We start from the raw sequence: 13,878 nt of genomic DNA, 5'->3' as shown, positions 1-13,878 counted from the left end.
TTATCTTGGAGGTGAATCCCTCTGTATGAGGGAACTAATTGGACATAACCATAATTACTAATTTAATACTTGTAACGATTTTAATTTTATTAACTGCCTTTTTTGTAGGTGCTGAATTTGCTGTTGTTAAAGTTCGTATGACTCGAATTGATCAGTTAGTATCAGAAGGTAATAAAAAAGCATTGGCAGTAAAAAAAATCGTGAATGATTTAGATTACTATCTATCAGCCTGTCAACTAGGTATCACTGTAACTGCTTTAGGATTAGGTACTCTTGGAGAACCTACAGTCGAAAGAATGTTACATCCAATTTTTCAAGATTTCGGAATATCTAGTGCACTATCTACTGTAATTTCATATGTTCTCGCTTTATCAATAATGACCTTTCTCCATGTAGTAATTGGAGAACTCGCTCCAAAAACATTAGCCATTCAATATGCGGAAAAGATGACATTATTAATAGGACCTACACTTGTGATATTCGGAAAAATTTTATTTCCACTTATCTGGTTGCTTAATGGATCTGCACGTGTTTTTCTTAACATTTTTGGTGTTAAACCTACCAGTCATGAACAAGCTCATTCTGAGGAAGAGCTAAAACTTATTATGAACCAAAGTTATCAAAGTGGTGAAATAAACGAAACAGAACTATCCTTAATGCAAAATATCTTTTCTTTTGATCAACGTGTAGTAAAAGATATAATGCTTCCTAGAACTCAAGTGGTATTTTTAGATAACAATATGGAAAATGATGAGGTTTTACATATTATTGATAAATATAACTTTACTCGTTATCCTGTTACTGAAAATGGTGATAAGGATGATGTAATTGGTGTTTTAAATGCAAAAGAAATGGTAACAAATATTGCATTAGGACGACATACCGTACTTAAAGATTATATCCATGAAATTCTTTTTGTTTATGAAGCCTCCCCCTTACAAGATGTATTATTAAAAATGCAAAAAAAGCGTGTACATATTGCATTAGTAATGGATGAATATGGGGGAACAGCTGGTATTATTTCATTAGAGGATATCTTGGAAGAAATTGTAGGGGAAATCCGTGATGAATTTGATGAGGATGAGATTTCTGACATTATGGAAAAATCTGAAGGTAAATACATAATTAATGGTAGAGTTCTATTAAATGATTTAGAAAATCAATTTGGCCTAGAATTTGATAATCAAAATAATGTTGATACTATTGGTGGCTGGATGCAAGTGCAGTATATGTTATCGGAAGATATACATAAACCAGTAGAGTATAAAGGGAGTAGATGGAAAGTTATAAAAATGGAAAATCATCAGATTCTTCAAATTTCTTTAGAATTGATAAACGAGAAACAAAACACTTAAAATTATAAAAATACCTCATATGTACTAAATGATTATCATATTGCATACGGGGTATTTTTTGTACACTATATCTCCCTCTTTTTAAGATTTTAATACATATACATGAAAAAACAAATGATAATAGATTCCACATAATATATAGGAGATTCATTGTCTGAATAGAAACGTATATCTTCAATACTCTTATGAATGCATTCTCTTTAAAACACCTTCAATTTTCGTTTTTTCTGTAAACTCATTTAGCTATTGAAATTTATTTAAATTTTAGGTAGTTGGATAATATCCAACTACCTATTTCCATCTTTCGAAACAATTGAATTTATGAAACGTTTTCGAGAGTGCCTAGATACTTATAAGATATATTTTCAAGTTTACTTTCTCTTGGTGGACATAAATGTGGTTTATTTTTATCGCCATTACAGACTCCAACATATCCGTGCTAAGCATCCGACAAGTAAAATATCTAATTTATAGGGAGAGGCTGATTTATATACTCAACTAATTCCGGTAGCAATGCAGGGAAGTTTTCTGGGAAAAATGGGTCCTTTTCTTTATTGCTAATCAGTTTACACTGTACTCCATAATGTTTTAATACCTGTACTAGCTCATATGCATTATTAAAGAATGGACTGTTATCACTTATAATAATACACCCTTTAATGGATATATTATTTTGTTCACTCAATATCTCATTTACTGCAGAAATATCGGATATTTCAGGTGCAATAGCAATAAATCCATTATTTTTGATGTTCTGTCGGAGACTTAATTCAATGGCTAATGCCCCGCCTTGTGATGCCCCAGCTAAAATTAATTTGTTTGGATGAAATTTTTTCTTAAACTTATTAAATTCAGTAGTAATATCTTTTATTGCAATCTCTCTATTATGCCAATCAAATGCATTATGACTATATAATTGAGAAGATTGTGGAAATCCAATAGAATAATTATTTAATATATCTTCATCATGCCAAAATGGAGCAAATTCTTTTATATTTGATCCTCCCCAATGTAAAGCAAAAATTCCAATATTAGAGTTATTTTTACCATAATAACTAAGATATGACTTTGTTTTTATTTTTTTAATATCATAGATTTTTTGACATTCATTTATGATGTTTTTAAATTCTTTGTTTTCTTGTAGAGATCTAAATGACGGATCATTACTAAGTAGTTGCGGATTCCACCACAACCCTTTCTCTAATGCATTAGAAAGTGTGTCTATCGCTTCCCTACTATTATGTAGAGCCAAATATAATGATGCCTTCCAATAGCTTGTATTTTCTATTTTTTGGGGGAAATTTTTTTCTAAATGTTGCACAAAAGATAGTATTTCCTCTAGATTTCCTTTTTCATATAAGCTAAAAAGTCGCTTTTGCTGAGCTGCAAATTCTAATTCTGTTACAATATCAACTTCGCCTATTTTTAAATTATTCAAGCAATCAGCTCCATTAAATTTTTATTAATATAATAATGTTATATATTATCGAGTGAATATTATGGCAACATATTATTAGATGTTTCTCAAAAAATCTATCAAACGTCTTTATAAGACGTTTGAAGGAGGAAGGTGATAATTTTAAGAAAAAAATTTTTTTATGAGAAAGTTAAGAGTGAAGGAACCTTTTCTGGATTAGATATTCTTAATAGTTGATAACCAATTCCTGATAATCCAGTAAATAAACCTATTGCTGGAAACCCCTTGATAGATCGTGATTGATATTCGCCTGTTCTAATAATGGTTAATGCCACATTTTCACTTAATTCCAAGTATTTTTTTTCCTTCGACTGCTGATACATATTTAAAAACAATTCTGTTTTCCCCATATTTCCATGGCATAATGTATCATCATTCACATAATAACTATTCAGAGTAGTTTCGAGTGCAGTATTAATTTCTTGATCTATCTGAAAATCACTATAAAAATCTTTAATTTTAATTCTACTTAATCCAATTCCAATAGAGCCGTGACACCAAAAATTTTTGAAAGTAGGAGTGGTATCTCGAGCGTCTAGCCAGCCTCCTTTATCTTGGCGATAAAATGATTGGTCATATCTTAAAAGTTCTATTGCTTTTTTAGTAAAAATCTCCTTTTTACTAAGATGACCCAATCGCATTAAGACATATGCTATAGAGCTTGCACCATGTGCAAATCCCCCTATTAATTTTTCATTTGATTTTTTCAATTGTTTTAATAAATGATTTCCAATCCGTATAGATGAATTTAAATATTCAACTTCACCGATTTCAGTGTAGAGGTTCATAATAAGTTGAAGAAAACTTGGTGAACCTTGTATCCAGTCATAAGAGGTATCTTCATTTAAATGAGTGCAAAATTCATTAATAGCATTGTCTATATATTCTTTATACTGGCTATCTCCTTCATCAGTGAAAATTTGGATTACTGGATAAAGTAATGATGACTTACCTGCTATACATGAATAATTTAAATCAGTAATAGCTAATCTATCCTTTGCAGATTGAATTAATACATCACATAGATGTCTATATTTTATGTTCTTTGTACATTTATACAAGTTATAATAAAATACAACTAATCCAGCTAATCCATCATAAAGATCTCCAGGAATCCTCTCAATTTTCCATGTCTGTATAGGATCCGCATTAACTGTTAGCCAAGAAATCGTTTTATTATCCTCCGAATTTATAGCAGATTCTAATATTAATTCTCCGATTTCTTCCGCTTTTTTTATAAATATATCATTGATTCTTGGTGTTACATCGTTAGAAGAATCCTTTAATTTGATTGTAGATATACTACTCTGATTCTTAGGTTTATAATTACCTGTGCTAACCAAAATAACAGAGATTTGTTTTTCGATTTCATCATTATTCATTTTAATAAGATTTTGTTTCATTTTAACAAAACCGGTTTCTTTAAAGAAATTCTTGTAGATATTACCTTTACTATCAATTAAGTCACATGAGTTTGTATAATTAAAGAAAATTGGAATATCATTGTCCATTAAATCTTCATATTCACTTATTATAACTTCTTTATGAAGAAATGGCTGAGCCCATATATTTTCAAGAACACTTTCTCTATCTAAAGAATTTCTCATATAATCTGGGTGATAAGTACTCTGCAACATGTTATTGTAATGGGCTGTCGGTCGTAAAATAACCCTTACTTTTACACCTTCGAATTTTTTTAATATTCCGTCTCTTTCATTTATTAATTCTTCTTTATACTTTAAAAATAATTTGCATGTTTCTCTATACCCGAGCACAATAGCATTTATATAGTTTTTATAAGAGACACTTTTTCCTTGTATATCAGGGATATTATTAGCCTCAGGTAATTCAATATCAATTAAACCAAATTTTAAATCATCCGTTTGTTTATTTATAGGGCCCTCGACTTGATTAGGAAGCTTTACACCTCTTCCATTTAATGCACTTATATCAATTACTCTATCTTTGCCTATATGATAATTATCTGGTAATAGGGAAGTACTACTAACCAAATCAAGCATTTTGTCACGAGCCTTAGAATACGCGTTATTTGGAAGTTGATAACTTACTCGATTTTGAATAATTGTTTCTAAATCGACAATATATGGGAACTCTCCATTGGCAATGAGATTTTCCATATGAAAGTCATTTCCTCTTAATAGATACATAATGGCTATAAGCTGACCATATCTTGTATAGTAATCTTCAATTTCTTTTTCATTATTACATGATTTTTTATTAATAAATTCTTCAAATGTATATTCCGAAAAACAAAGTACATTATAAGTAGGCATTTGTAGTACTTGTTTTTTACTGTTTAGCCAATAAATAAACTCATTGTATACTTTAGTTGTCCTTAAATCACGTGGTTTAAAAAGGATAACCTTCCCAGAGGAATACTCTAACTTTATTACAGTTTGGCCTTGCTGATGAGTATCTCCTTGTCCAAGACTTATATGTACTATTCGCTCTCTTTTATTAATTTTGAAATTGCTAGTTACTTCAGCGCGATGCTTAAGAAGGGCTTTAAATAATTTAATTATATTTTTTGTAAAAAAACTAGTTGATGTACATAGTAATCTAGTCAACTCTACATATTCATTATAAAAATTATGTAATCGCTCTTTACTTTTATATAATTTAAAAAACGAATGATATTTATCATAAGAGCTTTTTCCTGTTAGTTCTTGTTTTAATTTGGATACATTCAATTCAAGTACTATACTTTTTTGTGCAACTATTAATAGCTCGGTTGATAAGTGTCTAATTAAATCTGGAATTACATTTTTAGATATAGCTAGCTCTTTTTTATTTTTTACAAAGAATTCCTCTAAAGTTAATTTAGCCAACATGAGAAAAGGTCTAATAACGTAATATGACTCCATGATTTCGTCATATTCTACATCTTTGATATCTAATTGTTTCATCGCACTTTCATAAATTTCTAGCCAATCACTAGATAATAATTCTTTTGAAAATATATTAAGATTATCCTTATTGATACCTTTAATAGCGTGTGAGAAATATTTTTCTTCATACCTCCTATGTAACATCATTAGTATGAAATTATCATTTGAGACCAGATTTGTACGATTACGCCATCTGGTTAAAGCGTCTTTATTGATTTCAATATCCCTAAAATTAGTTTTTAATATATTATATCTTTCTTTTAATGACAAAGCATTAACTCCATTTGTCAAAGTGAATGTTTTATACAAATCTTTTCAGCCCTTCTATTATGGATTTAACAATATTAATTTAAAAAACTGCTAAATCAGGATCTGCGCCTAATCGTTTGTCCTGATTTAGATTATCGATTTTTTTCATATCCTCAGTAGAAAGCTCAAAATTAAATATATTCATATTTTCAAGTAACCTTTTTTCGTTTATAGTTTTTGGAATAGTTACTACTCCATTTTGGAGATCCCATTTTAAGATTATTTGAGCAACAGATTTATTGTATTTATGAGAAATTTGTAGCAAGGTATTATTAGTCATTAAATTTCCTTGCATAAGGGGGGACCAAGCTTCTAGTTGAATATTTTCTTGTTTGCAAAAATCAATTAATGATTTTTGAGTCAAAAGAGGATGAAATTCAACTTGATTAACCATAGGTTTTATATTAGCGATACTTATTAAATCATTTAAATGATGAATATGAAAGTTACTAACTCCGATTGCTTTTATTTTTTGATTAATATACAGTTCCTCTAATGCTCGCCAAGTATTTTTAAACTTATTTTTTCCTGGCCAATGAATTAAATATAAATCTAAATATTCTAGTCCTAGATTTTGTAAAGTTTGATTAAATGCACTAAATGTTTCAGCATAACTGTCATTATTCCAAATTTTTGATGTAATAAACAAGTCTTTCCTGTCAATTCCTGATTCTCTTATGCCTTTTCCTATTCCTTCTTCATTCCCATATATCGGAGCCGTATCAATACTTCTATATCCATTATGTATAGCTGTATTGATAATCTGATTGGCATTGCTGTTATCTATTAAATAAACACCTAAACCCAACACAGGCATTTCAATACCATTATGTAAAGTTACCGTATTTTTTATCAACATGTACAACCACCCTATGACTTAATATAGCAACAAATAGATTAAATTAGTTTTTAAGATTTAACCCATTTTAAAATTAGTATAAAGAATAGCTCGTTCAATTAATTAAATAATTATATTATTAAAAAAGGACAAAAAAATATTTGAGTAGAAAAAGGAGTAAGCCTCTTTCTACTCAAATAGAGGTAAACTTAAGGACACCAACTAGGATGTCTTTCTGAAATAAAGCATGACAGACTGAAAGATTCTAACTTTGGATCAATTTTTCCATGTACATCTTCCATTTCATTGGTAGATAGTTCTTGAAATGATAATCCAGCAGGATGTTCCCCAGACATACCAAGAATCGCTCTAATATCTGGATTTTTCCAACCAGCAATAACTTGTGCGCTTGTCATAATACCCTCTCCTTTTTTGAAAAATCTTACAAGTATAATTTTACTAAATTATCTATTTTTTTTCAATAAAAATATTAGACTATTTAGATTTTTAATTTGGATATTTTTATGTAATATAAATTTTAATTCAAACACAACAAATTCCTCCTATCCCTCCAATACACTTAACCTCATAACCGCCGTATTCCTTAATAATGAGTCTAACTCCAATCTCTACACAATCAAGACACTATTAAATTCCCATAAATCCATAGATGCTATACTCAATAAAACCTTAAAATCTTTGAACTAATACTAAATATCAATTCAAAAAAACTAGAGAACACCCACCATGGATAATACATGTTTCAAATACTAAACATAAAAATAAAATCGAAGCATCCTCCAAATAAAATAGAATGCCACAAAATAATTTCACATACTGGAAGAGATAAATAAAGACAGAAAACAAGTACAGTTGATATATGTATTGGCAGAGTGGACAAAGCACGCAATTAACCAGTATTCCGTTTGATAGAATCACTGTTATCCCTTGGGAGTGTTCCATATAATTGCTCTACTGCTCCTGGGACGATCGATTGAATAAGCTCCAAGTACAACTCTTTTTGTTCTGTTGTACGACCAATAGCATTATTAAAAAGCATCAACAAAGTAGACAGCCCTGTTTGTCGTTGACTACCTTTACCAATCACATGGATATATATTTGTTTTGATTTCTTTAACACGCTGTTTAACGTGCTCCTTGGGATTTGTAGTACTTCGCATAATTCCTTTTGAGTAAAGTATACAAATCCTTTTTGCGTATCTTTTTGCATGTTTAAGAAGTCAATGATATCTTGCTCCCACTCATACCAATGACTACGCACACGATCCTTGCGTGCTTTCTTATGTTTATACCAATACTGTGATGATACAACGCCTGAATATGTTGCCTCCTCATCTGACCAAATTTCTAAAATACGATTGATGTACTCTTTGGTTGCTCCTTTATATTTACCTGAGTAGGCACTACGAATAGCCTTTTGAATACTAGCATTTTTCAAAGGGCTGTATAAATTCGTATTAAATTCATCTAATAAGTTGTAGACATCCTCTTCCGTCATTCCTGAAGAATAGCATGCTAAAGCAAGCGTAAATACAGTATTGTCACGTCCAATTACACCTTTTTGTCCCTTTATATGCTTACATGCTAATACCTTTTGCACCCACCCTTCAGTAATTTGTGTAGTACGAACTGGTTTGTTAGAAAGTACTTTAAATAAACTTCTGCGATGACCAATATCTTGGTCCTTAGACCATTCAATTAAATCAGCTAAATTACAAGTACTCTCTGCATCCATCCATACAACATTCTCTTCATTAGGCATACGGAAGAATCCAAAATCATTGCATGTTAAATCAACACCAGGTAACAGATTATTTAGTGCTTTTCTGATGTTCTCACTAATTCGTTTAGCACTTCGTAGACCTAAGTAGTCATTCTTATTTGAGATATACAACGGATTGTCCAAAACAAAATAAGCCTGGTATCCATTAGTACTTTCTAAAATAACTGTGGGCATGCCTAATCGGTTGTCCATCGTGGCCAACACAATTTCTCCTGGAGTAACATCTTTTGTATCTATATCTACAGTAAAACAATTGATTTGTTTTAGATTGCGTTCTTCATGCCCTTTAATGATTTTTCTGCTTCTATCTATGTACGTTCCCACTCTAAAAACATTTGGAGTCCAATGTGTAGCTTGTCCAATATGGTCTAGTACTGTTTCTTGAGAGGTCAATACAACTCCCTTTGTACCATATGAGTACGTTAAATCTTCTTTTGTACGTGTAATAAACACAAATCTGTCATTCATTTTGATACTAGTATCCTGAGAATCTAACATGGATATGCTAGCCCTTGAGTTTTTATATTTATATTTCCGTAACCCATTATGTAAAATCAATTCGATTGCTTGCTGCGCTTTATCCATGTTAAATCTCCTTTCCACTAGATTTTTGACAATAAAAAAAGGTGAGCAGTTATAACAACTGCTCACCTCGGAAATTCTCTGAAAAGTAGATAAAAAACAGAATTTTCCCCGTATTCAAACATACTTAAATACGGATTTCTATCTTTACAATCTAGCTCTAATTAACTATACTAAATACAGATATTTTTATATCTCTAATAACATAGTTAACTAGAACGGACGGAGAATTTCACATACTGGTTGTGCAGTGTGTAAATGGAATACTGGTTGTTATCTGCAACGTGTATTCACCGGGGAGTAAAGTTATTGTCAGTAACTCTACTTTTTCTGTCAGATTGGGACCTGCGAAATCTCAATTAGACAACCGTTCTTTTTTATTTATTTTTTTTACCATTTATTTATCTCAAAAGCTCTTTATGTACAGTATCAAATTAAATCACTTTTTGTTGAAAAACTTGCTAATTCTTACATTACAGCAAGTTTTTTTGTTTGTAAACAGTGAAATTACGCGTAATTTAAATAATATCCCTATTTCCCTATTTCTATTTTTCCCTATATCCCTATAGGGATATTTCTATTTTTCCCTATTTCCCTGTTTCCCTATTTTTTTATTTTTTTCTCTTTAAACCTCTCCTTGAAAATCTTCATTCTCACTTACTTTTCAAACCCGAATCGAATTAAAAATTCCCTTTTAAATCAACGTTTTTGTTATAAATTATTAACTCTATCATTCTATTGCATATACAGAACATCATTGTTATAATTCATTTAATAATATAGAAATATCCCTATTTCTATAATTAGAAATATCCCTATTTCCCTATTTCTATTTTTCCCTATTTCTATAAAGGGATATAGGGAAATTTTAAAAAATATAAATGGAGTGTTAAAAATGGCTATTACAATTACGGTTGGGAATTACAAAGGTGGCGTTGGTAAAACCACAAATGCTGTATTAAACTCTTATGAAGTTGCGAAAAAAGGAAAGCGAACGTTACTCGTTGACCTTGATCCACAGAGTAATGCAACGAAGTCTTTAATGTTAACTAAATCCATTCTTAATCCAGATGAAATTGTAACTGTTGAAAAAACATTAATGAAGGGGATACAAGAAGGGAATTTAGATGGTTTAGAAGTGGAAATCATGAAGAATTTATATTTAATTCCTTCTTATGTTGATTTTCAAGATTTCGCAAAGTTCCTTTATAAGACTTGTACTTCTGAAACAGAGGAAGATCACTACTTTAAAGTATTACTTGAAAAAATAAAACATAAATATGACTATATATTTATTGATGTTCCTCCTATGTCAATTGAAGTTACAAAAAATGCAGTTGTAGCTTCTGATTATGTTCTTATTGCTCTGCAAACACAAGAGCGTTCTCTTACAGGTGCTGAAAACTATGTTAACGAACTGATAAAGTTAAAAGGGCAATATGATCTTGATATTGAGGTTGTAGGCATTCTTCCAGTACTATTGAAAAACAATGGTAAAGTGGACGAGTATATTATGGAAAATGCTCGTGAAATCTTCGGGGAAGAAAACCTGTTTAAAAATATTGTTCCGCAAATGGAGCGTATTAAAAGATTTGATATTAATGGTATTACTGAAAAAGATAGACATGATTTAAATGTCATTGAACTATACGAAAAGATTAGTGATGAATTATTGTCTCGCATTGATATTTTTGAAAAAATGAAGGTTGGTGTGTAACATGGCAAAAACACCTGGATTATTAGGTAGAACAAAGGGGAATTTCAAACCTGAAGATCCTTATATAAAAAACGAGGATCCAATTGTATTGAAAGATAACGAAAATACTCCTCCTTCTCCAACTAAAAATGAGCAAAAACAAGGAGCTCAAAAAGAAAAAGGTAAGGAGCAAAAACCAAATAAAAAGAAGTTTAAAAACCAACAAGGTAGTATTAAAATTTCTAGCCAATCAAAAGAAGAACTCGAAGCACTAATGAAACTCACGAATACGAAATATGCTCACGAAATAATTGATTTACTTATAGATCGTTATGTAGAAAATGAATTAACTTCTGCACAGAAAAGGAAGTTTAAATTGCTAACAGAAATATAAAAACCATATAAATATCCCTATTTCTAAATAGGGATATTTATATGGTTTTTATATTATTTTAACATTGATATAAACGGATTAAAATTTATGTATCTTTTTCGTAGTTTACCAGAACTTCCACCACGGCTTTTTCTTCTCTCTTGCTGCTGCAATTTCTTCACGATATTCCTGCATTGTTCCCTTTGTCTCCTGGATCTCACGTAATGTTTTCATAAGACTTTCATTTCGCTCTTTCAGTCGTTTTTCAACTCGTTCATTATGTTGTTGAATGTGAAATGGGATTAGATCCGTTTCTTTGGATTCCTCTGTCTTCGCACCCTTTTCAAGCATCATGCCGCCATACTTACTTAAACTCACTAACTTCTCAAGTACCATAACGACATCCTCTGTATACTCTCTCTTACCTTGCCTATTATTCTTTAATAATATAGGATTCTCGTTGGAGGACTTCAACATACTCTCTAAGCGTGCTGTCGATAACTTTTAAGCGGCTATAGACATCTTTAACGGTATAAACAATTTTAAAATCCGGCATAGCGTTACAACACCTTCTAGAAAGATTATTCCATGAAGGCTTGCTTATTCCTGCAAAAAAATCCCGACATAAAGTAGGACTAAATTACTTTTGCGATTTCAACAAGTAACCCTATAAACAGCGGAATCATTTGAACTACTATGTAACCAGTTCTAGCAAGGAGAATCCTCGCTCTTGACTTCCGACCATAATAAGGACTCCTCCGTATAATGCCACAACGGATGCCATTGGATATGGGAAAGCTTTTAATTTAAAAATAACCAGTTCAAAAGCAATTACAATACGGCATATAAATTTTGTTTCTATCCAAATAAAGAACAAAAAATATTCATTGCTAAAACCAATGGGTGTAATCTTTTTATAAATAAATTTAAATAGTTCAATATACAGACTAAAAAAGAGCCTTACTAAGGTTTTTTAATATAAGTTGAATTTCAGTTTCATTAGAAAAAAATACAAAACAGCACAAATCGCATATTAAAATGGCTTGTACTGTTTTATTTATGTATTATTTTTTAGATAAGATATACTTAAAACTTATACAAAATTTAAGACGCAGGTACTAATTTCCACACAATTTCTTCTTTACCTAAATAGGTGGTTATAAGAGGACCATTCATTGGCAAAAAAACATCTTTATAAGAGAGATACCCACTTTCCACTTGAAGTGTATATCCTCCCTCTACAGAAGTTATAGTCCAATAAGTTGCATTTTTCTCTTGCAAATCCAACAATACACTACTTCCCCATGCCCAAAACCAATAAGAAACAGGATGTATGAAATTTACAGGCATCTCAATACGATATTTCTTGTTTTCTTCAGAAAAATGTAATTTTACAGGATTTGCGGAAGGTTTTTCTACTGTATTACCATGTGAACTAACTAATACGTTTAATGGAGAATTTCGAAGTGGACGGAAAATTAATCCTCTTGTTGGTGAATCTGCTGGAACTATATAATAGTTTTTACTTGTATCAATTCCATTTACTATCTCATTTACTGAATCAGATGATACAGATGCATTTACCTTTTCTATTGGTAAAAATCCTAAAAATATAACAAAAACTAGTAATAGCATTAATACCTCTTTAATCTTCATATCAGCACTCCTTCAAAATATTAAGAAAACTGATTTGGATAAAAAACAGCAATAAATAGAATACATTTGAAAGAAAAATTTTGTATAAAAGTTTTCTGTTCGCTTTCATCAAAAAAATAGATTATTATATTTAACGTATTTCTTCTAAATCTTATATAAAACTTAATTTTCCGGGATTAATTTCCAAACACTTTTTTTATCACTTATCTCAACTATAGTCGCAGGTTTATCCCATGAAGATATTATCTCTTTATAATTTAAGTATCTATTATCTTCTGCTTGAATTGTATATCCACCATCTGCAGGAGTAATAGTCCAATAGTGAGCATATTTCTCCTCATTCCAATCTGCGCTACCACTAGAAGGAATCGAAATCCACTTATCAATTTTAATACTACCAAAATTCCAAAATTCAGGATACTGGATTCGATATTTTTTATTTTCTTCTGAATAATGAAATTTCAAAGAGGTTGCTCCAGGATTTTCTATAGTTCCGAGAACAACAGGAAATGAAAGACGCCCCACATGCATTGAGCTAATTGCATTTATTCCCTTTGTTGGGGAATCCGCTGGAACTACATAATAACGTTTATTTGGATCAATTCTATCGATTAATTCTTTTTCTACATCAGAAGCAAACAATATTGATGCATTTGCTTTTTCCATTGGAAAAAATCCTAAAAATATAATAAAAACTAGTAAAGACATTAATACCCCTTTAATCTTCATATCAACACTCCTTCAAAATATTTTAGTTATACAATAATTGTAAATTATAAATTTGTATTTTTCAATATTAAGAAAATTAATCAGACTAAAAAACAATAAAAAAACAGTAGTGATTTTGCACTACTGTTTTTTATTTCCCCCTTTTTGAAT

The 13,878-nt window shown here is 30.4% G+C and carries 10 protein-coding genes and 3 pseudogenes; 4 read left to right on the top strand and 9 right to left on the bottom strand.

All coding sequences use genetic code 11. The features are described 5' to 3' along the window. Positions 1 to 38: 38 nt before the first annotated feature. Positions 39 to 1,355, top strand: a complete 1,317-nt coding sequence (locus N2V79_RS29010; RefSeq protein ID WP_340720558.1) for a hemolysin family protein — start codon at positions 39 to 41, stop codon at positions 1,353 to 1,355. Positions 1,356 to 1,818: 463 nt separating this feature from the next. Here N2V79_RS29010 and N2V79_RS29005 read toward each other — a convergent pair whose 3' ends face one another. The 5 genes from N2V79_RS29005 to N2V79_RS28985 all read right to left on the bottom strand — a co-directional run bounded on the left by N2V79_RS29005 (position 1,819) and on the right by N2V79_RS28985 (position 9,277). After that, positions 1,819 to 2,793, bottom strand: coding sequence for a TPR end-of-group domain-containing protein (locus N2V79_RS29005; RefSeq protein ID WP_340720557.1), 975 nt, complete (start codon positions 2,791 to 2,793; stop codon positions 1,819 to 1,821). Between the two features lie 158 nt (positions 2,794 to 2,951). After that, complete coding sequence (locus N2V79_RS29000) at positions 2,952 to 6,011, bottom strand: type 2 lanthipeptide synthetase LanM family protein (protein WP_340720556.1); 3,060 nt, start codon at positions 6,009 to 6,011, stop codon at positions 2,952 to 2,954. 79 nt (positions 6,012 to 6,090) lie between these two features. Continuing rightward, a complete protein-coding gene (locus N2V79_RS28995; protein ID WP_445661895.1) occupies positions 6,091 to 6,909 on the bottom strand; it encodes an aldo/keto reductase in 819 nt (272 codons plus the stop codon). A gap of 188 nt (positions 6,910 to 7,097) precedes the next feature. Beyond that, entirely contained in the window at positions 7,098 to 7,304 is a 207-nt protein-coding gene (locus tag N2V79_RS28990) for a mersacidin/lichenicidin family type 2 lantibiotic (protein ID WP_340720554.1), read from the bottom strand. Positions 7,305 to 7,798: 494 nt separating this feature from the next. Next, a complete protein-coding gene (locus tag N2V79_RS28985; RefSeq protein ID WP_340720553.1) occupies positions 7,799 to 9,277 on the bottom strand; it encodes a primase C-terminal domain-containing protein in 1,479 nt (492 codons plus the stop codon). A gap of 892 nt (positions 9,278 to 10,169) precedes the next feature. On the opposite strand from N2V79_RS28985, the gene N2V79_RS28980 reads away from it, so the two are divergent. Both N2V79_RS28980 and N2V79_RS28975 read left to right on the top strand, forming a co-directional pair. Continuing rightward, a complete protein-coding gene (locus tag N2V79_RS28980; RefSeq protein ID WP_340720552.1) occupies positions 10,170 to 10,991 on the top strand; it encodes a ParA family protein in 822 nt (273 codons plus the stop codon). Position 10,992: 1 nt separating this feature from the next. Next, on the top strand, positions 10,993 to 11,364 hold the full coding sequence (locus N2V79_RS28975) for a hypothetical protein (RefSeq protein WP_340720551.1): 372 nt from the start codon (positions 10,993 to 10,995) through the stop codon (positions 11,362 to 11,364). A gap of 105 nt (positions 11,365 to 11,469) precedes the next feature. Here N2V79_RS28975 and N2V79_RS28970 read toward each other — a convergent pair. Together N2V79_RS28970 and N2V79_RS29320 are read right to left on the bottom strand one after the other, a co-directional pair. Further along, positions 11,470 to 11,899 (bottom strand): annotated as a pseudogene (locus tag N2V79_RS28970) (DUF3967 domain-containing protein). 79 nt (positions 11,900 to 11,978) lie between these two features. Further along, a pseudogene (locus tag N2V79_RS29320) lies at positions 11,979 to 12,187 on the bottom strand (hypothetical protein); the annotation flags it as partial. A gap of 24 nt (positions 12,188 to 12,211) precedes the next feature. Here N2V79_RS29320 and N2V79_RS28965 point away from each other — a divergent pair. Continuing rightward, positions 12,212 to 12,277: pseudogene (locus N2V79_RS28965) on the top strand (hypothetical protein); the annotation flags it as partial. 170 nt (positions 12,278 to 12,447) lie between these two features. Here the strand turns inward: N2V79_RS28965 and N2V79_RS28960 are convergent. Both N2V79_RS28960 and N2V79_RS28955 read right to left on the bottom strand, forming a co-directional pair. Next, positions 12,448 to 12,999, bottom strand: coding sequence for a hypothetical protein (locus N2V79_RS28960; RefSeq protein WP_340720550.1), 552 nt, complete (start codon positions 12,997 to 12,999; stop codon positions 12,448 to 12,450). A 162-nt stretch (positions 13,000 to 13,161) separates the two neighbouring features. Beyond that, a complete protein-coding gene (locus N2V79_RS28955) occupies positions 13,162 to 13,728 on the bottom strand; it encodes a hypothetical protein (RefSeq protein WP_340720549.1) in 567 nt (188 codons plus the stop codon). Positions 13,729 to 13,878 lie beyond the last annotated feature (150 nt).

Source organism: Bacillus sp. CH_70 (assembly GCF_038007045.1).
GTDB classification, from domain to species: Bacteria; Bacillota; Bacilli; order Bacillales; family Bacillaceae_G; genus Bacillus_A; species Bacillus_A cereus.
Note: the sequence above shows the minus strand (reverse complement) of the source record. Positions and strands in the feature narration are given on the sequence as shown.

Excerpts from the sequence above, each read along its gene's own strand:
- N2V79_RS28975 (WP_340720551.1), top strand. The coding sequence starts at position 10,993 with ATGGCAAAAACACCTGGATTATTAGGTAGAACAAAGGGGAATTTCAAA.
- N2V79_RS28990 (WP_340720554.1), bottom strand. The coding sequence starts at position 7,304 with ATGACAAGCGCACAAGTTATTGCTGGTTGGAAAAATCCAGATATTAGA.
- N2V79_RS28955 (WP_340720549.1), bottom strand. The coding sequence starts at position 13,728 with ATGAAGATTAAAGGGGTATTAATGTCTTTACTAGTTTTTATTATATTT.
- N2V79_RS28980 (WP_340720552.1), top strand. The coding sequence starts at position 10,170 with ATGGCTATTACAATTACGGTTGGGAATTACAAAGGTGGCGTTGGTAAA.
- N2V79_RS28960 (WP_340720550.1), bottom strand. The coding sequence starts at position 12,999 with ATGAAGATTAAAGAGGTATTAATGCTATTACTAGTTTTTGTTATATTT.
- N2V79_RS28995 (WP_445661895.1), bottom strand. The coding sequence starts at position 6,909 with ATGTTGATAAAAAATACGGTAACTTTACATAATGGTATTGAAATGCCT.
- N2V79_RS28985 (WP_340720553.1), bottom strand. The coding sequence starts at position 9,277 with ATGGATAAAGCGCAGCAAGCAATCGAATTGATTTTACATAATGGGTTA.